The sequence below is a fragment of the Streptomyces cyaneofuscatus genome (assembly GCF_042718795.1).
GTDB classification, from domain to species: domain Bacteria; phylum Actinomycetota; class Actinomycetes; order Streptomycetales; family Streptomycetaceae; genus Streptomyces; species Streptomyces cyaneofuscatus_A.
In genome coordinates this window covers 1-20,525 of record NZ_JBHXOX010000054.1, presented here as the reverse complement: position 1 = coordinate 20,525, position 20,525 = coordinate 1, and the positions used below count along the sequence as shown (strand labels likewise).

Genomic DNA, 20,525 nt, shown 5'->3' with positions numbered 1-20,525 from the left:
CCCTGGAACACTCCTCCGAACACCCCATCGCCCAGGCGGTGGCAGCAGGCGCAACTGATCGCCTCGCCTCCGACCTCCCCACCCCCGAGGACTTCACCAACCTCCCCGGACTCGGCGTCCAAGGCGTCGTGGACGGCCACACCGTCCTCGTCGGCCGCCCCCGTCTCCTCGCCGACGCGGGCATCGCCCTCCCCCCGGAGCTGGCCGCCGCCCTGGCGGAAGCCGGGGAGCAGGGACGTACAGCGGTGGCCGTCGCCTGGGACGGGGCGGCCCGGGGCGTTCTCGGGGTGGCCGACGCCGTCAAGGACGGCAGCGCGGACGCCGTGGCCCGGCTACGGGCCCTGGGGCTGCGGCCCGTCCTCCTGACCGGCGACAACCGGGCGGTCGCCGAGGCCGTGGCCCGCCAAGTGGGCATCGACGAGGTCCATGCCGAGGTGCTCCCCGAGGAGAAGGTGGACGTCGTCAAGCGCCTTCAGGCCGAGGGCCGGAGCGTCGCGATGGTCGGCGACGGGGTCAACGACGCGGCGGCTCTGGCCACGGCAGATCTGGGGCTGGCGATGGGTACCGGGACGGATGCGGCGATCGAGGCGAGCGACCTCACACTGGTTCGTGGAGATCTCAAGGTGACGGCTGACGCAATCCGCCTTTCCAGGCGTACTCTTTCCACCATCAGGGGCAACCTCGTCTGGGCCTTCGGGTACAACGTCGCGGCTCTGCCCCTGGCTGCAAGTGGCCTGCTCAACCCTATGATCGCGGGAGCCGCCATGGCGTTTTCGTCCGTGTTCGTCGTCACGAACAGCCTCCGGTTGCGTGCCTTCACGTAACTTCCACAAAGAGATTTAGATCACACCGGATTCAGGGTAACCATCTGGTGGGTTCATGAGTCTTAGAGTGCGATGCCAAGGATGTCTTGGGGGACGTCCGATGGAGTGTCTTGGGGGACGCTCCTGTGGCAAGCGTTGAGCCGGGGCACGTGCACCGGGGAGCTTTGAGCGGCCCTCCCGTGCGTACGTACCCCGGCAGACCGCGCACAGCACAACAACGGGAGCTTCGGCTCCCTTCAGACGCCCGGCCGGATCCCGTGGGGGGAATCCGCTCCGGGATATGGGAAGCGCCCTGACCGTCGACCCGTGGGGGGATCGGCGGCAGGGCGTTTCTCGCTGTTCAAGGGGCCAAGGACACCCACCCACCACCGGCACGACGCCACACAAGAGCCAGCAGCCCCGGAACGCCGAATCGCCCCGGACACCGCGCTCTGTGCGAAGCGCGGTACGCGGGGCGAAGGCAGTCGGCCGAAGAGGCCGGGGTACTACAGGGCGGTACGAGGTCGGGTCAGCGACCCTCGACCGGTACGAGTCCGGGTCAGCGGCCCTCGACCGGGACGAAGTCGCGCAGGACCTCGCCGGTGTAGATCTGGCGCGGGCGGCCGATGCGCGAACCCGGCTCCTTGATCATCTCGTGCCACTGGGCGATCCAGCCCGGAAGGCGGCCGAGCGCGAAGAGCACGGTGAACATCTCGGTCGGGAAGCCCATGGCCCGGTAGATCAGACCGGTGTAGAAGTCCACGTTGGGGTAGAGGTTGCGCGAGACGAAGTACTCGTCGGAGAGCGCGTGCTCCTCCAGCTTGAGCGCGATGTCGAGCAGCTCGTCGGACTTGCCGAGCGCGGACAGCACGTCGTGCGCGGCAGCCTTGATGATCTTGGCGCGCGGGTCGAACGACTTGTACACCCGGTGGCCGAAGCCCATCAGGCGGACGCCGTCCTCCTTGTTCTTCACCTTGCGGATGAAGGAGTCGACATCGCCGCCGTTGGCCTGGATGCCTTCCAGCATCTCCAGCACCGACTGGTTGGCGCCACCGTGCAGGGGGCCCCACAGCGCCGAGATGCCGGCGGAGATCGAGGCGAACATGTTCGCCTGCGAGGAGCCGACCAGACGCACGGTGGAGGTCGAACAGTTCTGCTCGTGGTCCGCGTGCAGGATGAGCAGCTTGTCCAGCGCCGAGACGACGACCGGGTCCAGCTCGTACTCCTGGGCGGGGACCGAGAAGGTCATGCGCAGGAAGTTCTCGACGTACCCGAGGTCGTTGCGCGGGTAGACGAAGGGGTGCCCGATCGACTTCTTGTACGCGTACGCCGCGATCGTCGGCAGCTTCGCCAGCAGGCGGATCGTCGAGAGGTGGCGCTGCTCCTCGTCGAACGGGTTGTGGCTGTCCTGGTAGAACGTGGACAGCGCGCTGACCACGGAGGACAGCATGGCCATCGGGTGGGCGTCCCGGGGGAAGCCGTCGAAGAACCGCTTGACGTCCTCGTGCAGCAGCGTGTGCTGGGTGATCTCGTTCTTGAAGGTCGCCAGCTCGTCGACCTTCGGGAGGTCGCCGTTGATCAGCGTGTACGCGACCTCGAGGAACGACGAGCGCTCGGCGAGCTGCTCGATCGGGTATCCGCGGTAGCGCAGAATGCCCTGCTCACCGTCGAGGTACGTGATGGCGGATTTATAGGCGGCGGTATTGCCGTATCCGCTGTCCAGCGTCACCAGGCCGGTATTGGCCCGGAGCTTCCCGATGTCGAAGCCCTTGTCGCCGACGGTGCTGTCGATCACCGGGTAGGTGTACTCGTCATCGCCGTACCGCAGTACTACAGAGTTGTCGCTCACGTCATCCCTCACCGACGTAGTGCCTCTTCTTCGAGGTGCCCTGACTGTCTCCACCCTCCCCCATTCGGCTCAGGAGAGTGCACTCGGGGTCGTCCATTGGACCTACTGACGGCACTGAGTGCCGCCAACTTCCTCATCCTGCCCCCTTGACTGCGGTTCCGGAAGACCTCCGTGATGTTTCCCACCGATTTGATCGATCATTTTTGTGCAGGGGTCACGAGAAGTCTTCTCCTGAGCCGCCCCGGAGCCGGAAATCCAGTGCCGTACACCGTCTGCCTGCGGAAACCGTACGGACGGCCTGACCGATCGCCTTACGGGACCCGACGAGGACGACGAGCTTCTTGGCCCGGGTGACGGCGGTGTAGAGCAGGTTGCGCTGGAGCATCATCCAGGCGCTGTTGGTGACGGGGATGACGACGGCGGGGTATTCGCTGCCCTGGGAGCGGTGGATCGTCATGGCGTACGCGTGGGCCAGCTCGTCCAGCTCGTCGAAGTCGTACCCGATCTCCTCGTCCTCGTCGGTGCGGACGGTGAGCCGCTGTTCGTCCAGGTCAAGGCCGGTGACGACGCCGACCGTGCCGTTGAAGACGCCGTTCTCGCCCTTGTCGTAGTTGTTGCGGATCTGGGTGACCTTGTCGCCGACCCGGAAGACGCGGCCGCCGAACCGCTTCTCGGGGAGATCGGGCCGGCCGGGGGTGATGGACTGCTGGAGCAGCCCGTTCAGCTCGCCCGCGCCTGCCGGCCCTCGGTGCATCGGCGCGAGAACCTGCACGTCACGGCGCGGGTCCAGGCCGAACTTGGCCGGAATCCGGCGGGCCGCCACATCCACCGCCAGCTTGCCCGCGTCAGCCGTCTCGTCCTCCACGAAGAGGAAGAAGTCGTTCAGCCCCTGGGTGAGCGGCGGCTGCCCGGCGTTGATCCGGTGCGCGTTGGTGACCACCCCCGACTGCTGGGCCTGCCGGAAGATCCTGGTCAGCCGGACGGCGGGGACGGGGCTGCCCTCCGCGAGCAGGTCGCTGAGCACCTCCCCCGCCCCGACCGAGGGCAGTTGGTCGACATCGCCCACGAGGAGGAGGTGGGCACCGGGTGCCACCGCCTTCACGAGCTTGTTGGCGAGCAGCAGATCGAGCATGGACGCCTCGTCCACGACGACCAGATCCGCGTCCAGCGGACGGTCCCGGTCGTACGCGGCGTCCCCGCCCGGCCTCAGCTCCAGCAGCCGGTGCACGGTGGACGCCTCGGCCCCCGTCAGCTCGGCCAGCCGCTTGGCGGCCCGCCCCGTGGGCGCGGCCAGCACCACCTTCGCCCGCTTGGCCCGGGCCAGCTCGACGATGGACCGTACGGTGAACGACTTCCCGCAGCCGGGCCCGCCGGTCAGGACGGCCACCTTCCGGCTGAGCGCGAGCCGTACGGCCTCCTCCTGCTCGGGCGCCAGCGAGGCCCCCGTACGCGTCGCGAGCCAGGCCAGCGCCTTGTCCCAGTCCACGTCCTGGAAGGCCGGCATCCGGTCTTCGTCCGTCCGCAGCAGCCGCCGCACCTGCCCGGCGAGGGACAGCTCGGCCCGGTGGAACGGCACCAGATAGACCGCGGTGATCGGCTCACCGCCCTCCGGCGACGGCACCTTCTCCCGTACGACGCCCTCCGGATCGGCGGCCAGCTCGGCCAGGCACTCGATGACGAGGCCCGTGTCGACCTGGAGGAGCTTGACCCCGTCCGCGATGAGCCGCTCCTCGGGGAGGTAGCAGTGCCCCTGGTCGGACGACTGGGAGAGGGCGTACTGCAAGCCGGCCTTGACCCGCTCGGGGCTGTCGTGCGGGATGCCGACCGCCTGGGCGATCTTGTCGGCGGTGAGGAACCCGATGCCCCAGACGTCGGCGGCCAGCCGGTAGGGCTGGTTCCGCACGACGGAGATCGAGGCGTCCTCATACTTCTTGTAGATACGGACGGCGATGGAGGTGGAGACGCCGACGCCCTGGAGGAAGACCATGACCTCCTTGATCGCCTTCTGCTCCTCCCAGGCCGCCGCGATCATCTTCGTGCGCTTGGGGCCGAGGCCGGGCACCTCGACGAGCCGCTTCGGCTCCTTCTCGATGATGTCGAGGGTGTCGACGCCGAAATGGGTGGTGATCCGGTCGGCCATCACCGGCCCGATGCCCTTGATCAACCCGGAGCCGAGATAGCGGCGGATGCCCTGGATGGTGGCGGGCAGCACGGTGGTGTAGTTCTCCACGGTGAACTGCTTGCCGTACTGCGAGTGCGAGCCCCAACGGCCCTCCATCCGCAGCGACTCACCGACCTGCGCGCCGAGCAGCGCACCGACCACCGTGAGGAGATCGCCGGCCCCGCGCCCGGTGTCGACGCGGGCGACCGTGTACCCGTTCTCCTCGTTGGCGTACGTGATCCTCTCCAGGACCCCAGTCACTTCACAAACACCTTCGCGGCTACCCCGCCTGGCGTCAACTCCCCCACTGGGCACGGCCCCACCTGCGCTTCCTACGTGAACGACCCTCCGGAGGCTATCGCTCGCCGCTGACAGGCGGACTCCGATCTCCCTAAGGGGCCCGCATGGGGGTGCCCTCTGAGTAGGGTCCTGCTCATGCCTGCCGACCAAGAGCTCATCCACGGCCGCACAGTCGTCACACAGGAAGTCGTCCTTATGTCACCTCAGCACATGAGGGCGTCTGGAATGACAACCCGCGACGCACTGTCTATGGGCTGGTACGTGATCGACCCGGACCGGGTGGCCAACCCTCCCTGCGACATCATCGGCTGCACTTTCGTGCACCCTGACGTCAGGGTGCTGGCGGAGAGCCCGACTGGCGCCACATACCGGGTATCTACCTCTCGGGGACTATTCAGGAAGCGCAAGAGCTACTTCTCCTGTCCCGACCATCTCGACACGGTCAAAGCCGCGCTCGTCTTCGGACACAGCGGCGACCCCGCCTGACTTCTACGATGCCGGTCACTTCATAGACGCCCTGACGGCTCGGCTCATCCACGCCACCCACCCACTTGTGACCGGGGTCACTTTTGTTTGGTGAGGTGTGATCCGCTCCAGGACCCCTTCGAGGACGGCCATGTTGGACATGACCCGACGCTACCGCCCGCCACTGACAGTGCGGTTCGCGGGCCGGTGCCTTCCTACGCCGGGGCCGGGGCCTACCTCTACCGGGGCCCGGGGCCTTGCTATTCCGCGGGCCCCCCGTCCCGTACCGCAGGCTCGCCGTCCCGTACCGCAGGCTCGCCGTCCCGTACCGCAGGCTCGCCGTCCCGTACCGCAGGCTCGCCGTCCCGTACCGAGGGCCCGCCGTCCCGGTACTCGTCGGCGAGCAGGGCGTCCATGGTGGAGCGCAGCCGGCCGATGAAGTCCTCGAACCGCTGGATCTCCTGCGGCGAGTACGCGGACATCGCCTCGGCCATCCGTTCCGCGTACGGCCCGAAGAACGCCTCGGCGCGCGGCCGGATGTCGGGGCTGCTGCGCAGGGTGACGACCCGGCGGTCGGTGCTCTCGCGGGTACGGACGATGTGCCCGGCCTGTTCGAGCCGCTTGAGGAGGATGGCCGTCGCGCCGGAGGAGAGCGAGACGCGCTCACTGAGGCGGGCGGGCGAGAGGGGCGTGCCCTTGTCCTCGGCGTACAGGATCTCCACGAGGGCGGCGGCATCGGTGGAGTGCAGCCCGAGCCAGGTCGCGAAGCGGCGGGTGAACTCGGTGTAGTTGGCGCCGAAGGCACGCAGCCCGTCCATGAGGTGGTCGACGCGGGTGGCTTCGTCGTCGCCGCCCCCGTTCCTGTCGGCTGCCGCATCAGCGTCGGCTGCCGCATCAGCGTTGGCCATGGCTCCGCCCCACCCTCTCTCCGCACTGTCGGTCTCCCACGCTGTCACTCTCCCGCGCTTTGACAACCTACCGCGCCCCATTTACCTTTACCGCAAAGCTATCTATCTTTGCGGCAAAGCAACCATGGGAGTCGAAGCACCATGCCCGAACCTTCCCGGCCTGCGGAAACCCCTCCCTCGGTGCGTCAGTGGCTCGGCCTCATCGCCGTGGCCCTGGGCGTCGCGCTGATCGTCGTGGACATCACGATCGTCAACGTGATCCTGGCGCCGATCATCGAGGACCTGTCCATCGGCTCGTCCGAGGCGCAGTGGATCCAGGAGTCCTACGCGATCACCTTCGCGGCCCTCCTCCTGGTCACCGGCCGCCTCAGCGACCTCTACGGCGCGCGCCGGATCTTCCTGCTGGGCCTCGTCGTGTTCGGCGCGACGAGCCTGCTGGCCGCCCTCGCGCCCGGCGGCGGGCTGCTGATCCTCGCCCGGTTCGTCCAGGGCGTCGGCGGGGCGATGATCCTGCCCACCTCCCTGGCCCTGCTGAACGCCACGTTCTCCGGACGCGCCCGGGGCCAGGCGTTCGCGATCTGGGGCTCCACGATCGGAGCGGCGGCGGCCGTGGGACCGCTGCTGGGCGGCTGGCTCGCGGACATCTCCTGGCGCTGGGCCTTCGGCATCAACATCCCGCTCGTCGCCCTGATCGTGGCGGGCGGCCTGCTGTACCTGGACGTGTCGCCGCGCACCCGGGGCCGTATCGACGGCGTCGGAGCCGTCCTGTCGGCGGCCGGCCTCGGCCTGCTCGCGTACGCCCTCATCGAGGGCCGTACCCACGGCTGGCTGATGACGACGAAGCCGCTGGAGGTCGGCGGCTTCACGTGGAGCGGCGGCCCGTCGCCGGTGCTGGTCGCTTTCCTCGCGCCCGCCCTGGCCCTGGGAGCGTTCTGGCGGCGGCAGGCGGTGCTCGGCCGGTCGGGCGGCGAGCCGCTGATGGACGTCGGCCTCTTCTCCATCCGCTCGTTCCGCAACGGCAACTTCGTGACGCTGATGGTCGGGCTGGGCGAGTTCGGCATCATCGCGGTGCTGCCGCTCTGGCTCCAGTTCGCCCTCGGCTACAGCGCGTTCCAGGCGGGCCTGGCACTGGTCGCCCTGGCAGCGGGCAGTTTCGCGGCCTCCGGAGCGAGCTTCCCCATGTCGGCGACGGTCTCCGCCCTCACGCAGGTCCGGATCGGCCTGGTGCTGGAGGCGGCGGGACTGGCGATGCTGGCGCTGATCGCCTCGACGGACAGCGCGTGGTGGCTGATCGCGTCGGCCCTGTTCGTGTACGGGGTCGGGGTCGGGTTCGCCACGGCGCAGGTCACCAACATCGTGCTCGTCGACGTCCCGCCCCGCAGCGCCGGTCAGGGCTCGGGCATCCAGAGCGCGGCGCGCGAACTCGGCTCGGCACTCGGCATCGCGCTCCTCACCACCCTCTTCTTCAGCACCCTGGCCTCCGGCATGACCGACCGCCTCACGCGGGACGGGGTGGCCGCCGGTGAGGCGGAACGGCTGGGCGACGTCGTCACGGAGAGCGCCGGTTCGGTGATCGGCTCCTTCGCGGCGGACCCGCGTACGGCGACGGCGGCGGAGGCGGCGCGCGAGGCGATGGCGGTGGGGGTGCAGGTCTCCGGGTACGTGTGCGCGGGGCTGCTGCTGTTGGCGCTGGCGGCGACGCTGTTCATGTCGCCGAAGGCGCGTACGGACGCGCCGGACGCGCGGGCGGAGGAGAAGCGGAGCGGGCGGCAGGGGGTGGGCGACCCGGCCCGCTGAACAACTCACTCGTACGTTCCCCTCCCCCACCCCCATCATGAGCGCATGGCACTGAACGACACCCTGGCCCGCGTGGACGCGGACCTCGCCGCCGGGCGCATACCGGTGGCGAGGCAGCGCCTGCGCGGCCTGGTCTCCTCCTACCCGCACGACCCCGCACCCCGCCGCCGCCTTGCCGAGGTGTACCGCCTGTACGGGGATGCGGCGGAGGCCGGCCGTTGGATGTACCTGGAGGAGGACCGCGCTCCGGAGGAGACGGCGGCTTTCGAGGAGCGGTACGCCAACGCCGTACGCCGCATGCGGGCCATGGCCTGGCGGGGCCCGGAGTCGGACGCGCCGACCCCGTTCGCCGCCGGGCAACTGGCCGCCGTACGGGAGGCCGCCTCGGACATCGTCGGGCGGCCGGTCACGTGGGACGGGCTGGCGGAGGTGAAGGGGGACGCGCGGGAGATCAGTCGGCTGGCCGACGCCCTGACGGGCATCGGGTGCCTGCTGCTGACCGTCGCCTTCCTCGGGATCTGGGTCTACGGGCTGGTCTCGCTGTTCGACTGAGGCTCGGGCTGAGGAAGCACCGCCTCCAGTCGGGACCCCCTGCTCTCCGCGATCCGCTGGACCTGCTCCAGGCACTCGCTCAACCGGCTGGCGAGGAAGTGGAGTTCGGGCGCGGTGACGCCGGGCTCGGTCAGCAGACCGTCGGCGTGCCCGAGCAGTTCGTACGCCATGTCGAGCTGGATGTCCTCCACCTCGTCGGCCTTCCGGGACACGTAACCGGTGCCGTCCCCGACGACGTAGCAGGGCTTCCCACCCGTACCCGTCCAGGGCAGCAGCCGGGCGACGGAGGCTTCGCTCCCACCGGTCACCCTCATGCGACGGCCTCGCTTTCACCACGGCCGGGGCGAAGGCTCGGGGGTGGCGGCAGCGGCTCCAGGGCACGGGCGAGGGCGTACGTCATGGGGGGCCTGCTTTCTCGTCTTACGGGGTGGACGGGCGTCGCTTCTTTCCGTAGCGAACCCATCACAGAGTGGGGTCATGAGTCGCTACGCTTCCAGCGGGTCGGGCATGACAGCACGCTGGCCAGATCGAGGAGTTGGGCGCGCATGAAGGCGAACAGGCGGCCGCGTACGGCACGGCAGAAGTACGGCGAGGAGTTGCGACTGCGGCGCACGGCCGCCGGGATGACTCAGGAGGCGCTGGCCGAACAGGTGGTCTGCTCACCGACGCTCATCAGCCACTACGAGGCGGGGCGGCGCCTACCGAGTCCGGACGACGCACGACGGATCGACCGGGCGCTGGGGACGGACGGGTTCTTCGAGCGATGGCTGAAGGACCTGGAGACGAAGTTCAACGATCATTTCGCGGCTGTGGCGGAGTTGGAGCAGCAGGCGGTGCTCATCCAGCAGTTCGCGCTGTCGCTGGTGCCTGGCCTGCTTCAAACGGACGACTACGCGAGGGCCCTGTTCGAGTCATTCCGGCCTAACTACCGCCGGGAGGAGGTTGACCAAGACGTTGTCAGTCGAATGGAGCGCGCCCGCCTCCTCGACGGCCCGATGAATCCGGTGCTGTGGACCCTGCTGGACGAGGCAGTGTCGCGACGCCGGGTCGGCGGACCTCAGGTGATGGCCGCACAGTTGCGAAAGATCGCGGACATGGCTGAGGCGGGACGGCTGCGGCTGCACGTGCTGCCGTTCGAGGCTGGGGCCCATTCTCTTCAGGAGAGCCTGCTGACGCTGATGAGCTTCCCCGACTCGGCGCCGGTGGCATACGTCGAGGGCTTCCAGACGGGCAACTTGATGGACGATCCGCAGTTGGTGGCGTTCAGCCGCGCGGCCTACGATCTCGCCCTGGGCGATGCGTTGTCGCACCAGGAATCGGTGGCCCATGTGCGGGCCGCAGCAGAGGAGCACGAACATGGTCAGCAATAGGCGGGGGACTACGGACGCTTCCACCCTCACGGGATGGTTCAAGTCCAGCTACAGCGGCGGGAGCAACGGCGAGTGCCTTGAGGTCGCCCGTGGCCATGCCACCGTCCCCGTACGCGACAGCAAGGCGGCGGACGGTCCCGCGCTGATGTTCTCCACCCAGGGCTGGACCCGGTTCGTCAGCGCCGTCAAGGGCGGCGAGCTCTCCGCCTGACAAGTGGTGGCCCGCCACGGACCCCGTCGGCGTACGTCGAAGCATCCTGGAGGAGCACGAACATGCGCATCACTGAGCCCACCACGACTGACGGCCCGGCCCTGACCGGATGGCGCAAGTCCACCTACAGCGGCGGGGACCAGGGCGAGTGCCTTGAGTTCGCGGATGGCCACGCCACCGTCCCCGTACGCGACAGCAAGACTCCCGCCGGCCCCGTGCTCGCCTTCTCCCCCCAGGGCTGGACCCGGTTCGTCACCGCCGTCAAAGGCGACGAACTCTCCGCCTGACGTACAACGACCACTCAGCGGCCCCGTCGCGGTCACCGACCTGACGGGGCCGCTGTCATGCCCCATTGCCCAGCTACTCAAACTTGACTAGGGTCGCCGTCATGACTGAGAAGACCATTCCGCTGCTGCCCTGCCGGACGGAACTGATCCAGTCCGTGGTCGACTTCTACACAGCCCTGGGCTTCGAGACGACGCACCTGCAGAAGAGCCCGTACGCGTACGCGGTGGTCGAGCGGGGAGCCGTCGAGCTCCAGCTCTACGGCATGAAGGACTACGACCCGGGAACGTCGCATTCGAGCTGCTATGTGCTCACCGACGATGTCGACGGCCTGCACGCGGCCTTCCGGTCGGGCCTCAAGACGGCGTACGGGCGCATCCCGACGCGCGGGCTGCCGCGTATCGGCCCGCTGAAGGACATGTCGTACGGGGTACGGCAGTTCCTGGCGACCGACCCGACCGGCAACACGATCCGGGTGGGCCAGGTGATCGGTGATGACGGCGCCCAGGAGTCCGCAGCAACCGCCCCGAGGGAGACCTTCGCCCGCGCGTTGCACATGGCGGACCTGTTCGCGGACTCCAAGCAGGACTATCCGGGGGCCGCCAGGATCATCGACCGGGTGCTGAAGCTGGAGGACGAGCAGCCGACCCCGGTACAGAGGGTGCGGCTGCTCGTCCTGCGCGGGGACATCGCGCAGCGGTTGGGGGATGCGGAGGGGGCTCGGGGTTGGCTGGAGGAGGCGGGTTCGGTGCAACTCAGTGCCGAGGAGCGTGAGTCGGCGCGCGATGCTCTTGCTCGGCTGAGTGATCTGCGGGGGTGAGCGGCGGCGGGGCGGGGTCAGGTCATGGTGACGGTCGAGTACCTGTCCGGCGCGGAGCTGTCCCACGCCACGTGGACCCGGCAGCGGACCGGCTGGCCGGTGGCGGTGAGCCCGCTCGCCGCGATGGTGCCCGCCGGGTTGGTCAACGTACTGAACAGGCCTCCGGCGGGGCCGGCCCCTCCTTGGGTGAATCCCAGAGCGCTCGGCGCCACGGTGGTGGGGTAGAACTGCGCGTCACCCGTGATCGTGTACGTGCCCCGGGTGGTGTCCTTGCGTTTTCTGCCCGGGATGATGGAGGCGAGGGAGAAGGTGTCCTCCCCTCCGTCGGAGACGTTGCCCTGCGCGTCGACGACCCACAGCTCCCAGTACCGTCCGACGGTGGCGAACACGTCCGATCCCTTGGCCGTGACGTAGGAGTCGATGCTCGCGGCGGGCAGGGCGGTCCATGCCGAGCCGTCCCACTGCTCAACGGCGAAGACCCGGTTGATCTCCTGGATGATCAGCCCTTGCTGGGGCGGGTTGACGCTCAGTTGCCGCCTGCGTTCGAAGTAGCCGCATTCGCCCTCCTTCTCGTCCGCCGACAGGTTGGTGAGGGCGGCCTGCGAGGCGAGGGGGGCGGTGGCACCGGTGGCCGTGGTTGCCGTGGAGGGAGCGCGTTGGATGGGCGACGGGGAGGAGTGGCCTGTGGTGTGCGCCCCACCGAGCGGTACGGGGCCGGAGCCCGGGGAGAGGCGGTCCGCCGACGGGGCAGGAAGGGGGCGGGCCAGGGCCGCCGTGGCGTTCGCTTCGGCCGCGCGCTCGAAGTGGTCCGAGGGGTCCGATACGCGCAGCCCGGATCCGGTGTCGGTGCCGGTCACCGGACCCTGGCGCTGCTGGATCACGTGGGTGAGTTCGTGGGCGAGGGTGTGCTTGTCCGTGCCGCCGTGGCCGAGCACGACGTGGTCGCCGGAGGTGTAGGCGCGGGCGCCGATCTCGGAGGCGGAGCGGGCGGCGGAGGGGCCGTCGTGGACGCGTACGGATTCGAAGCCCTCGCCGAGACGTAACTCCATCTCCGTACGCACCGGTTCGGCGAGCGGCCGCCCCGGCGAGCGCAGGACGTCGTGCACGCTGGAGCGCCGTACGGGTGTGTTGGCCTCGGACTCCGTCGCCGCTGGTGTGTCCGGGTGGCTGCGGGAGGGATCGTGGACGTGGCGCTGGTCCTCGATCATCTGGGCGAGCGCGGCGTTGCCGATGGAGCGCTGGAGGAAATCGGCGGTGGCCGGGGGCAGGGGCGCGTCGGGGCGGACCTTCTGGTCGGCCAAGGCCGGGACATGCACGCTTCTGCTGTCGGGGGCTTTGCTGAGCGACGCCTCTTCGTTGTGCGGGTGATGCGCCCTACCGTGCACGAGCCACTCCTAGCCGTCAACGGCGCCCGCACCGGCTGCGGTTGCCCTCGACAAGCCCTATCAGGATCGGGGGCGGCAGGGAAGGGCGGCTGGTGCGGACCCGGTGCGGCGCTGCGGAGGGCTCGTCGCTTACAGGTCGAGTACCGCCCAGACCCGCCGGCCGTCCTCTGCGGTGTCCGTTCCACACGAGACGGCGCCGAGGCGGGTGAGTTCTGGCAGCACCGTGCCGTTCGCGACCTCATGCGCCGGCTGGTGTGACAGCGCGACGATCAGGGCCTGCTGCCCCTGGTCCGCGAGGTGCACGGATACCCGGCGGCCGCCGTCTGCGACTGCGGTGCGCACCAGTAACTCCGTTAACTCGGCTGCGGCCCGGCCTGCTTCGCGCAAGCCCCACTCGCGCAGCCGAAGAAGCACGTGGTCTGAGGCCTTCTTCGGAGTCCAAGGAGCACTGTCGAGTTGCCAGTTCGCGGACCTTCGGTTCCGAACCAGCGTCCGGGCACGCGGGGTAGCTGTGGAGCTGGCCTCCGGACGTGGCGGGGAGACCGGGCGCTTCGGCGGGGGCGGGGTCTTCGGCGGATGGTCCGGGGCGTGATCCGACACGACGGCTCCCTGGGTCGGCGGCGCGGATGGCCATCGTAGGAGCGGGTGTTGCGGCTGATGGCGGCGATCGGCCCTAGCTTCACCCGTACAGATGGGGCATCCGTACGACTTGACGCTGTGCAGCGGCGGGGAGCGGGGCGGGTGGGCGAAGCGCGGGTTCATGGGCTGGGTGGGTGTTGGGCTCTTGGAGACGCATGTGCTTGCCTGTGCTGCGCCTTGCGCCCTGCGCCTTGCCGCCTTGCGGTGGCCGATGAGGCGGCTCAACTGGCCTTGCGGGGCTCGCGTGCGTGCTGACCATTCCGCTCTGCCACCATGTAAGGGTGAGGGGCGCAGCAATGAGTCAAGAAATGGCAAAGCCCCTATAAAACCTCAGGTCAGGAAGAGTGGTCCCCGCGCAGGCGGGGGTGTTCCGGACCCGCAGTACGTCAGCGGCCTCCTCGCCACGTGGTCCCCGCGCAGGCGGGGGTGTTCCTCCATCTAGGGGGCGTGACCCGTGGATGGCATCGTGGTCCCCGCGCAGGGCGGGGGTGTTCCGCCCGCGAGGACCTGGAGGCGCTCCGGGCCTGCTGGAATTCAGACGAGCGTCTCCCAAGTTGCCAAGGAGCGCGCAGCAGTGGCTAGTTGTAAGGGGCCGGACGCCCACGCTGCTCCTTGCGCACCGTCTCGACTGGGAGGCGCCCGACGTTCGCCCGGAGTGCCGCACCCACCCCGACCGTGGCCACATGGCCATCATGGCAACCGACGAGGCGTGCGCCGCAGTTGATGCCGCCGCACGATCTCGAACCGGGGCTGGCCGGTCGCGGCCAGCGCTCCAGATCCATCAGGGACTCGGGGGTGCCGATATCACTCGCGGCCGGAATCGTACGGCCCCGTGGTGCCGCCCCAGAGGCGGGCCTCGACGGTGGCGTGTTTCTTGATCGCCGGGCTCGGTCGGTCACACTCCGGCTACCCGGCCGGACCCACGATCGGGAGGGGACGCACATGGCCCGCACACTGCGGATGCTCGGCACCAACTCGAAAAACGGCGAATGCCCCACGCTCTACGAGGACGTCGACTCGGGCGAGATTCTTGTCCAGGGGTACACCGTCACCGAGCCCGAGGTAATCGCGCAGTTGGCCAACCCCCTGGAAGGGGAGTCGCTCGTGGTCGTCGACCGGGCCCTGCTGCTCAACTTCTCCCCCAAGGAGTGACGTTGCAGAGCACCGTTCCCGCAACCGGGATACTCGACTTCTTCCGGAACGGCTTCGAGCACACGGCCTGGCGGCTGGAGACCCGCCGGGAGTACGACGCCGACCAGCGGACCGGGGAGTACCAGCAGTTCCTCCAGGGCGTTGCGCCCGACAACGACGAGGACAGCCCCTGGTACTCCAACACCCGCACGCAGACGGGGCAGGGCAAGCGTATCGAGGGGGTCCGTCTGGTTGACGAGCCCGCAACGGCCAACCAGCGGTACCTGATTGCCACAACTCCGGGAAATCTGACTGCCGGGGAGGACATCCGCTACCTCTACCGGTCAGCAGGCGCCGCCATTACGAGGATCTGCCCCCGTGCTGTCCTGGCCGACCAACTGGACCGGCTGATGTCCGTGAACGGGCTGTCGACCGTGGAACTGGGGATCATTCCGCTCACCGCCGAGGGACGGATCGGCATCGGTGACGACTTCTGGACCACGACGACCGCCTCGTCATCGCCGAGACGTGGAACACGCAGATGTGGCTGGACTCGGCCGACGACATCGCCCTGTACGCGAAGGTGTGGAACGGGCTGAGCGACGGGGCAGTGACAGGGCGCGCAGCGCATGCCGTCATCGCTCGCACGCGGGCCGCGATCGGCTTCCGAGAAACCCGGAGCAACAGCGGCCACTGCTGGAGAAACAGCGAGAAACATCCCGGGGTTCGAGAAACAACTCTCTCTACGGTCTGAGAACCACTTCGACGACCCGGGAGACGGCCGTGCCCGTACGCCAGTCACCGCCGGTCCGCGATATGTCCGAGCAACAGCAACGCGGGTGGTGCTGCGTCTGGTGCAGGGAGCCGCTGGGCGTCAGCCTGGGCACCGACCTCGGGGAGCAGCGCATCGTCCCGGCCACCGGCGCCGCGTACAGCTGGTTCCCCCGCGAGTGCCCGGACGCGGCGGCGTGTGCCGGGCGGGCCGCCGGGTGACGGCCCTGGATGGCCGCCCAGCCGCCCGCCGCTCGATGGCATACGCCTCTCCGGAGTGCCGTGCCGCCAGCGGCTGGCCGGGCTGGCCAGACGGGCACCGGCTGTGCGCCGGCAATGTCGACCTCATCGCAGGCGGGGGTGTGGTCGAGCGCCTGCACTGCGACTGCCCCTGCCACACCTGAACTCCCGCCCCGGGCGCTCACCCCTGGCGGGACAGCGGCCGGGCCGGGCCATCCCCCATCCGCTGGACGGAGGCACCACCATGCGTACCACCGACACCCGCCCGACCGCACCCCCCGGGCGGCGTCGATGAAGGCCGCCCTTCCCCGACCGCCGTCACCACCTGCGAGGCGTGCTGGGTGGAGCTGGTGGAGGGTGCACGCGTTACCAATGCCGGCGCCGATCTGCTGTGCCAGCCGTGCGCGCTCGGCAACCACCCGCGGCGCGTCGACCTGTTCCCGCCGTTCGGTATCTACGGGCTGACGGAGCGCCGGATCGAGCAGGGCCGACACGGCAGCGGCCCGCCGCAAACCCCGCCGAACCCGCGGCCCGCACTCCCGACGCCGAAGCCGACGCCCTCACCACCGGGCACGCCGCCGGTGTGACGAAGGGTGTGGGCCTTGGTCTCGCGCGGCCGAGGCTCGGGGCTCGGCCTCCGGGCCCCGAGCTTCGGGGTCGGACGGTTCACTCGTGCGGGGGTAGGTGGGAGGGGGCCCGGCCCGAAGCTCGGGTTCCAGGATTTGGGTGTCGGGATGCGAGGTTCGGGGTCCGAGCGCCTTCTTAACCGGTAGGTAGGAGCAAGGGGTTGGGGAAACCTCCGCACATGCCGGCCTCCGACACCACTCCGCCCCCTCGGGCAGCGGGCCACTCGGCGGTCTCCCAGCGCGGCATGGTGCCGGTCACGGAGAGCAGGAGCACGACGAGGCGGTAGCAGGGGTCGGGCCAGGACGAGTCGGCCGTCCACGCGCGGTGGCGACGGCGTCCGAGGAGGAGGGAATCGAGGAACGAGCTGTCACCGAGGCCCGGACGGCGCCCCCGGGTCCGACAGAGCTCTCGCAGCCATGGCCGCCAGGCGTCCGGCCAGTCGGCCGGGGTAGGTGGTTGACCGGCCCGCCCATCGGCGCGGCTCAAACGCAGGAGAGGACACGATCAGAGTGAGCGGCGCCGAGCACCCGAAGCAGACCCCCGACGGAGCGGCCGAACTCCTGGTTCGCTGCCTGGAGAACGAGGGCGTCGAGGTGGTGTTCGGCGTACCCGGCGAGGAGAACATCCGTTTCACCAATGCCCTCGCCCGCTCGGAGAAGATCCGCTACATCCTTACCCGGCACGAGCAGGCCGCGTCTTTCATGGCGGAGATGCACGGCCGGCTCACCGGCTCGGCAGGCGTGATGTCCGCGACGCTGGGGCCCGGCGCGATCAACCTGATGCTGGGCGTCGCCGACGCCATGACGAACAGCACGCCCGTTGTCGCGATCACCGCGCAGGTCGGCAAGGAGCGCAACTACAAGGAGTCCCACCAGTTCGTGGACCTGGTGAGCATGTACGCCCCGATCACGAAGTGGTCGGCGGAGGTCCCGGCTACCCAGGCCATCCCCGAGATGGTGCGGCGAGCGTTCAAGACCGCGGAGTCCGAGCGGCCCGGCGCCGTCTACCTTGCCGTGCCCGAGGACGTCGACGAGGCGACGGACGGCTCGGACCTGCGCCCGCTGCGCAGGAACGTCGTGCAGCCCGAGGCACCGTCCCCGAAGCAGGTCAAGCGGGCGGCGGAGTTGCTGCGGGCGGCCCGCCGGCCGGTGATCCTCGCCGGACACGGTGCGGCGCGCGGCGGCGCCGAGAAGTCGCTGGCGGCGTTCGCCGCCGCACTCGACGTGTCGACGGCGACCACCTTCCACGGCAAGGGCGTCCTGCCCGACGACCACCCGTGTGCGACCGGCACGTTCGGCTTCATGCGGCGCGACTACACCAACTTCGGGTTCGAGGAGGCCGACGTCGTCATCGCCGTCGGCTACGAGCTGCAGGAGTTCGACCCGTCCCGGATGAACCCGGACGGTGACAAGAAGATCGTCCATATCCACCGCGTCCCGGCGGAGGTGGACGACAGCTACTCGGTCGACGTCGGCATCATCGGCGATATCTCCGCCTCACTCGACGCCCTCGCCACGGAACTCGACGGCCTGCGCTGGACCATCGACGACGAGGACACAGCGGCTATCCGCACGCTGCTGGCCAAGGAGCTCGAGCAGGGCGCCGCTGACGAGCGCTACCCGCTCGCCCCGCAGCGCGTCATCGCCGACACCCGCGCCGCGCTCGGTCGCGACGACATCGTGCTGGTCGACACCGGCGCGCTGAAGATGTGGATGGCCCGGCTCTACCCGACGTACGCGCCGAACACCTGCCTCATCTCCAACGGCTTGTCCACCATGGGCTTCTCGCTGCCCGGCGCGCTCGCGGTTCAGCTCGCCAGGCCGCAAACGAAGGTGTTGGCGGCTGTCGGCGACGGCTCGTTCCTCATGCACTCCCAGGAGATCGAGACGGCGGTTCGGGAGAACATCCCGCTGACCGTGCTGATCTGGGAGGACAACGGCTACGGGCTCATCAAGTGGAAGATGGACCTGGAGGTCGGGGAACACTCCAACACCGACTTCGGCAACCCGGACATCGTCCAGTACGCCCGCAGCTTCGGCGCGAAGGGCTACCACATCGAGTCCGCTGGGGAGCTTCTGCCGACGCTCCGTGAGGCACTGGCGGACCCGGGAGTGTCAATCATCAATTGCCCGGTGGACTATGCCGAGAACATGAACCTCATCGAGCAGCTCGGGCACCTCGACTCCGCGCTCTGACCCGTCCGCGGCGCGGCCCTACCGTCGTAAGGGCCGCGCGGCGGCCCTCCTGCAGGGGCGGCGCCCTCTGATCTGCGACATCGCGTGGCATCTCCGCAGCGCGGGGTAGACGGCCACCGTGAGAATCGGCCAGTCGGGGAGAGGAACTTCTATCGTGCGTGCTCGGAGCATTGGTGCGGCAGCCGCCACGGGGTTGGCGCTGGTGGCCGCCCGCGACCTCGTGCAGAAGAAGCACGCGCTGCTGAGGAACTTCCCCCTGGTGGGACACGCCAGGTATGTGCTGGAGACGATCGGCCCCGAGCTACGGCAGTACATCGTGACGTCCAACGATGAGGAGCGTCCCTTCAGCCGTGACCAGCGGAGCTGGATCTATGCGTCGGCGAAGGGCCAGAACAACTACTTCGGGTTCGGCACCGACAACGACATCGAGCACATACAGGGTCATGCATACGTGAAGCAGCGTACGTTCGCCGGTGTGCTGCCCGATCTGAGCGACCCGCAGACGGCGTTGCCCTCGGCCAAGGTGCTCGGCGGACCGCGCGGCCGCGCCAAGGCGTTCCGCCCGGCGAGCGTCGTCAACATCTCGGCGATGAGCCTCGGCTCGCTGTCCGGGGCGGCCGTCACGGCGCTCAACGAGGGCGCGGCGCTGGCCGGGACGATGCAGAACACCGGCGAGGGGGGCCTGTCGTCCTACCACCTCAACGGCGGGGACCTCGTCTTCCAGATCGGTACGTCGTACTTCGGCTGCCGTAACGAGGACGGGACGTTCAACCTCGACAAGCTCAAGTCCATAGTCGCGGGCGCGCCCGTCAAGGCGATCGAGATCAAGCTCTCGCAGGGCGCGAAGCCGGGGCTCGGCGGCATGCTGCCGGGCGTCAAGGTGACCGACGAGATTGCCGGGATCCGCGACATTCCCGCAGGCAAGGACTGCGTTTCGCCATCGCGGCACACCGCGTTCCACGACGTCGACTCAATGCTCGACTTCGTGGAACTGTTGGCCACGGAGACTGGATTGCCAGTCGGGATCAAGAGCGCCGTCGGGGAGATGGACTTCTGGGAGGAACTTGCCACCCTGATGGAGCGGGGCGAGCGAGGGGTCGACTTCGTGACCGTCGACGGTGGCGAGGGCGGCACCGGGGCGGCTCCCCTGATCTTCGCCGACTCGGTGTCCCTGCCGTTCCGCATGGGCTTCTCCCGCGTCTACGCCGTGTTCGCCGAGCGGGACCTGACCGACGACATCACCTTCATCGGCTCCGGCAAGCTCGGCCTGCCCGAGAACGCCGTCGTCGCGTTCGCCCTCGGCGTCGACATGATCAACGTGGGCCGTGAGGCGATGCTGTCCATCGGCTGCATCCAGGCCCAGAAGTGCCACACCGACAAGTGCCCCACGGGCATCGCCACCCAGAACCCGTGGCTGGCGCGCGGCATCGACGTACCCTCGAAGGGCATTCGGGCTGCGATGTACCTGCGCACTCTGCGCCGGGAGTTGCTGAAGGTCTCGGGCGCCGTCGGTGTTCCCCACCCGTCGCTCATCACCCCCGCCGACATAGACATCCTGAACGGCGACTACGACGCCCGCAGCCTGGGGAGTGTGTACGGCTACAAGGATGGCTGGGGCTCGCTCGGCCCGGAGCTCGCCCATGAGATCGCCGAACTGCTCACCACCTGAGCCAGAGGTGGTCGCTGCCGGCGGAGCAGGTGGGCTCGACAGCGGCGCGCCCGGGGTTCCGGCCGCGCCGCTGTCGAGCTGTGGTCAGCCCCCGGGGGGAGCTCCCGGGTCAGTGGAGCTTGTTGACGGCCGTCTTCGTCGTGGTGCGGAAGGCGGTCAGCGGGGCGTCCGCGAGGTCGCCCGTCCGGCCCCAGCGGACGAGGGTGACGGTGCGGCCGTCGCGGCCGACGGAGAACAGGTGGATGTCGGAGATGCCGATCTGCGGGTCGGCGGTGTCCAGGCTGTAGACCCAGGCGCCCTCCTCGACCGCGAGCTTGCCGTGGGAGGCGCTGGTGGCCTGCAGACCC

19 protein-coding genes and 2 pseudogenes are annotated in these 20,525 nt (G+C 69.2%); 14 read left to right on the top strand and 7 right to left on the bottom strand.

Features of this window, described 5'->3' with window-relative positions; all coding sequences use genetic code 11:
• Positions 1-824 (top strand): HAD-IC family P-type ATPase (locus ACFWRT_RS36705; RefSeq protein ID WP_381121427.1); only part of this gene is annotated, 824 nt, incomplete at its 5' end.
• A gap of 538 nt (positions 825-1,362) precedes the next feature.
• On the opposite strand, the gene ACFWRT_RS36700 is transcribed toward ACFWRT_RS36705, so the two are convergent.
• Together ACFWRT_RS36700 and recD2 are read right to left on the bottom strand one after the other, a co-directional pair.
• Positions 1,363-2,652: a citrate synthase gene (locus ACFWRT_RS36700; protein WP_018511343.1), complete on the bottom strand. Its 1,290-nt coding sequence runs from the start codon at positions 2,650-2,652 to the stop codon at positions 1,363-1,365.
• A gap of 214 nt (positions 2,653-2,866) precedes the next feature.
• Positions 2,867-5,074: an SF1B family DNA helicase RecD2 gene (gene recD2, locus ACFWRT_RS36695; protein WP_380953893.1), complete on the bottom strand. Its 2,208-nt coding sequence runs from the start codon at positions 5,072-5,074 to the stop codon at positions 2,867-2,869.
• Between the two features lie 174 nt (positions 5,075-5,248).
• Between recD2 and ACFWRT_RS36690 the strand changes: the two genes are divergently transcribed.
• The gene (locus tag ACFWRT_RS36690; RefSeq protein ID WP_380953891.1) at positions 5,249-5,599 is read left to right on the top strand and encodes a hypothetical protein; all 351 of its coding nucleotides are present in this window, start codon (positions 5,249-5,251) and stop codon (positions 5,597-5,599) included.
• A gap of 350 nt (positions 5,600-5,949) precedes the next feature.
• Here ACFWRT_RS36690 and ACFWRT_RS36685 read toward each other — a convergent pair.
• Positions 5,950-6,486, bottom strand: a pseudogene (locus tag ACFWRT_RS36685) (MarR family winged helix-turn-helix transcriptional regulator); the annotation flags it as partial.
• 141 nt (positions 6,487-6,627) lie between these two features.
• Between ACFWRT_RS36685 and ACFWRT_RS36680 the strand changes: the two are divergent.
• Both ACFWRT_RS36680 and ACFWRT_RS36675 read left to right on the top strand, forming a co-directional pair.
• Positions 6,628-8,283: an MFS transporter gene (locus ACFWRT_RS36680; RefSeq protein WP_380953889.1), complete on the top strand. Its 1,656-nt coding sequence runs from the start codon at positions 6,628-6,630 to the stop codon at positions 8,281-8,283.
• Between the two features lie 45 nt (positions 8,284-8,328).
• Positions 8,329-8,835 carry a DUF6584 family protein gene (locus ACFWRT_RS36675; protein WP_380953888.1) on the top strand — a complete coding sequence of 169 codons (507 nt, stop codon included), beginning with the start codon at positions 8,329-8,331 and terminating at the stop codon, positions 8,833-8,835.
• Here the strand turns inward: ACFWRT_RS36675 and ACFWRT_RS36670 are convergent.
• A complete protein-coding gene (locus tag ACFWRT_RS36670) occupies positions 8,808-9,149 on the bottom strand; it encodes a hypothetical protein (protein WP_380953887.1) in 342 nt (113 codons plus the stop codon). The two genes, ACFWRT_RS36675 and ACFWRT_RS36670, sit on opposite strands and share 28 nt — an antisense overlap.
• 231 nt (positions 9,150-9,380) lie before the next feature.
• On the opposite strand from ACFWRT_RS36670, the gene ACFWRT_RS36665 reads away from it, so the two are divergent.
• From ACFWRT_RS36665 to ACFWRT_RS36650, 4 genes are all read left to right on the top strand, one after another.
• Positions 9,381-10,205, top strand: coding sequence for a helix-turn-helix domain-containing protein (locus ACFWRT_RS36665; protein WP_380953886.1), 825 nt, complete (start codon positions 9,381-9,383; stop codon positions 10,203-10,205).
• A complete protein-coding gene (locus tag ACFWRT_RS36660; protein ID WP_380953885.1) occupies positions 10,192-10,416 on the top strand; it encodes a DUF397 domain-containing protein in 225 nt (74 codons plus the stop codon). The genes ACFWRT_RS36665 and ACFWRT_RS36660 overlap by 14 nt, the downstream gene beginning before the upstream one ends.
• Before the next feature lie 62 nt (positions 10,417-10,478).
• A complete protein-coding gene (locus tag ACFWRT_RS36655) occupies positions 10,479-10,703 on the top strand; it encodes a DUF397 domain-containing protein (protein WP_380953883.1) in 225 nt (74 codons plus the stop codon).
• 101 nt (positions 10,704-10,804) lie between these two features.
• Positions 10,805-11,521, top strand: a complete 717-nt coding sequence (locus ACFWRT_RS36650; RefSeq protein WP_380953881.1) for a VOC family protein — start codon at positions 10,805-10,807, stop codon at positions 11,519-11,521.
• Positions 11,522-11,538: 17 nt separating this feature from the next.
• On the opposite strand, the gene ACFWRT_RS36645 is transcribed toward ACFWRT_RS36650, so the two are convergent.
• Positions 11,539-12,822, bottom strand: coding sequence for an eCIS core domain-containing protein (locus ACFWRT_RS36645; RefSeq protein WP_380953880.1), 1,284 nt, complete (start codon positions 12,820-12,822; stop codon positions 11,539-11,541).
• 213 nt (positions 12,823-13,035) lie between these two features.
• A complete protein-coding gene (locus ACFWRT_RS36640) occupies positions 13,036-13,248 on the bottom strand; it encodes a hypothetical protein (RefSeq protein WP_380953878.1) in 213 nt (70 codons plus the stop codon).
• Between the two features lie 1,239 nt (positions 13,249-14,487).
• On the opposite strand from ACFWRT_RS36640, the gene ACFWRT_RS36635 reads away from it, so the two are divergent.
• From ACFWRT_RS36635 to ACFWRT_RS36610, 6 genes are all read left to right on the top strand, one after another.
• Positions 14,488-14,697, top strand: coding sequence for a hypothetical protein (locus tag ACFWRT_RS36635; protein WP_380953877.1), 210 nt, complete (start codon positions 14,488-14,490; stop codon positions 14,695-14,697).
• 2 nt (positions 14,698-14,699) lie between these two features.
• Entirely contained in the window at positions 14,700-15,275 is a 576-nt protein-coding gene (locus ACFWRT_RS36630; protein ID WP_380953876.1) for a DUF6879 family protein, read from the top strand.
• A 217-nt stretch (positions 15,276-15,492) separates the two neighbouring features.
• A complete protein-coding gene (locus tag ACFWRT_RS36625) occupies positions 15,493-15,669 on the top strand; it encodes a hypothetical protein (RefSeq protein ID WP_381121425.1) in 177 nt (58 codons plus the stop codon).
• Between the two features lie 359 nt (positions 15,670-16,028).
• Entirely contained in the window at positions 16,029-16,274 is a 246-nt protein-coding gene (locus ACFWRT_RS36620; protein WP_380953873.1) for a hypothetical protein, read from the top strand.
• 549 nt (positions 16,275-16,823) lie between these two features.
• Positions 16,824-18,509 carry an acetolactate synthase large subunit gene (locus ACFWRT_RS36615; RefSeq protein ID WP_380953872.1) on the top strand — a complete coding sequence of 562 codons (1,686 nt, stop codon included), beginning with the start codon at positions 16,824-16,826 and terminating at the stop codon, positions 18,507-18,509.
• Between the two features lie 154 nt (positions 18,510-18,663).
• Entirely contained in the window at positions 18,664-20,178 is a 1,515-nt protein-coding gene (locus tag ACFWRT_RS36610; RefSeq protein WP_380953871.1) for an FMN-binding glutamate synthase family protein, read from the top strand.
• Positions 20,179-20,287: 109 nt separating this feature from the next.
• Here ACFWRT_RS36610 and ACFWRT_RS36605 read toward each other — a convergent pair.
• Positions 20,288-20,525 (bottom strand): annotated as a pseudogene (locus tag ACFWRT_RS36605) (hypothetical protein); the annotation flags it as partial.

Excerpts from the sequence above, each read along its gene's own strand:
- ACFWRT_RS36635 (WP_380953877.1), top strand. The coding sequence starts at position 14,488 with ATGGCCCGCACACTGCGGATGCTCGGCACCAACTCGAAAAACGGCGAA.
- ACFWRT_RS36690 (WP_380953891.1), top strand. The coding sequence starts at position 5,249 with ATGCCTGCCGACCAAGAGCTCATCCACGGCCGCACAGTCGTCACACAG.
- ACFWRT_RS36655 (WP_380953883.1), top strand. The coding sequence starts at position 10,479 with ATGCGCATCACTGAGCCCACCACGACTGACGGCCCGGCCCTGACCGGA.
- ACFWRT_RS36670 (WP_380953887.1), bottom strand. The coding sequence starts at position 9,149 with ATGAGGGTGACCGGTGGGAGCGAAGCCTCCGTCGCCCGGCTGCTGCCC.
- ACFWRT_RS36625 (WP_381121425.1), top strand. The coding sequence starts at position 15,493 with ATGTCCGAGCAACAGCAACGCGGGTGGTGCTGCGTCTGGTGCAGGGAG.
- ACFWRT_RS36650 (WP_380953881.1), top strand. The coding sequence starts at position 10,805 with ATGACTGAGAAGACCATTCCGCTGCTGCCCTGCCGGACGGAACTGATC.
- ACFWRT_RS36680 (WP_380953889.1), top strand. The coding sequence starts at position 6,628 with ATGCCCGAACCTTCCCGGCCTGCGGAAACCCCTCCCTCGGTGCGTCAG.
- ACFWRT_RS36665 (WP_380953886.1), top strand. The coding sequence starts at position 9,381 with ATGAAGGCGAACAGGCGGCCGCGTACGGCACGGCAGAAGTACGGCGAG.
- ACFWRT_RS36660 (WP_380953885.1), top strand. The coding sequence starts at position 10,192 with ATGGTCAGCAATAGGCGGGGGACTACGGACGCTTCCACCCTCACGGGA.
- ACFWRT_RS36675 (WP_380953888.1), top strand. The coding sequence starts at position 8,329 with ATGGCACTGAACGACACCCTGGCCCGCGTGGACGCGGACCTCGCCGCC.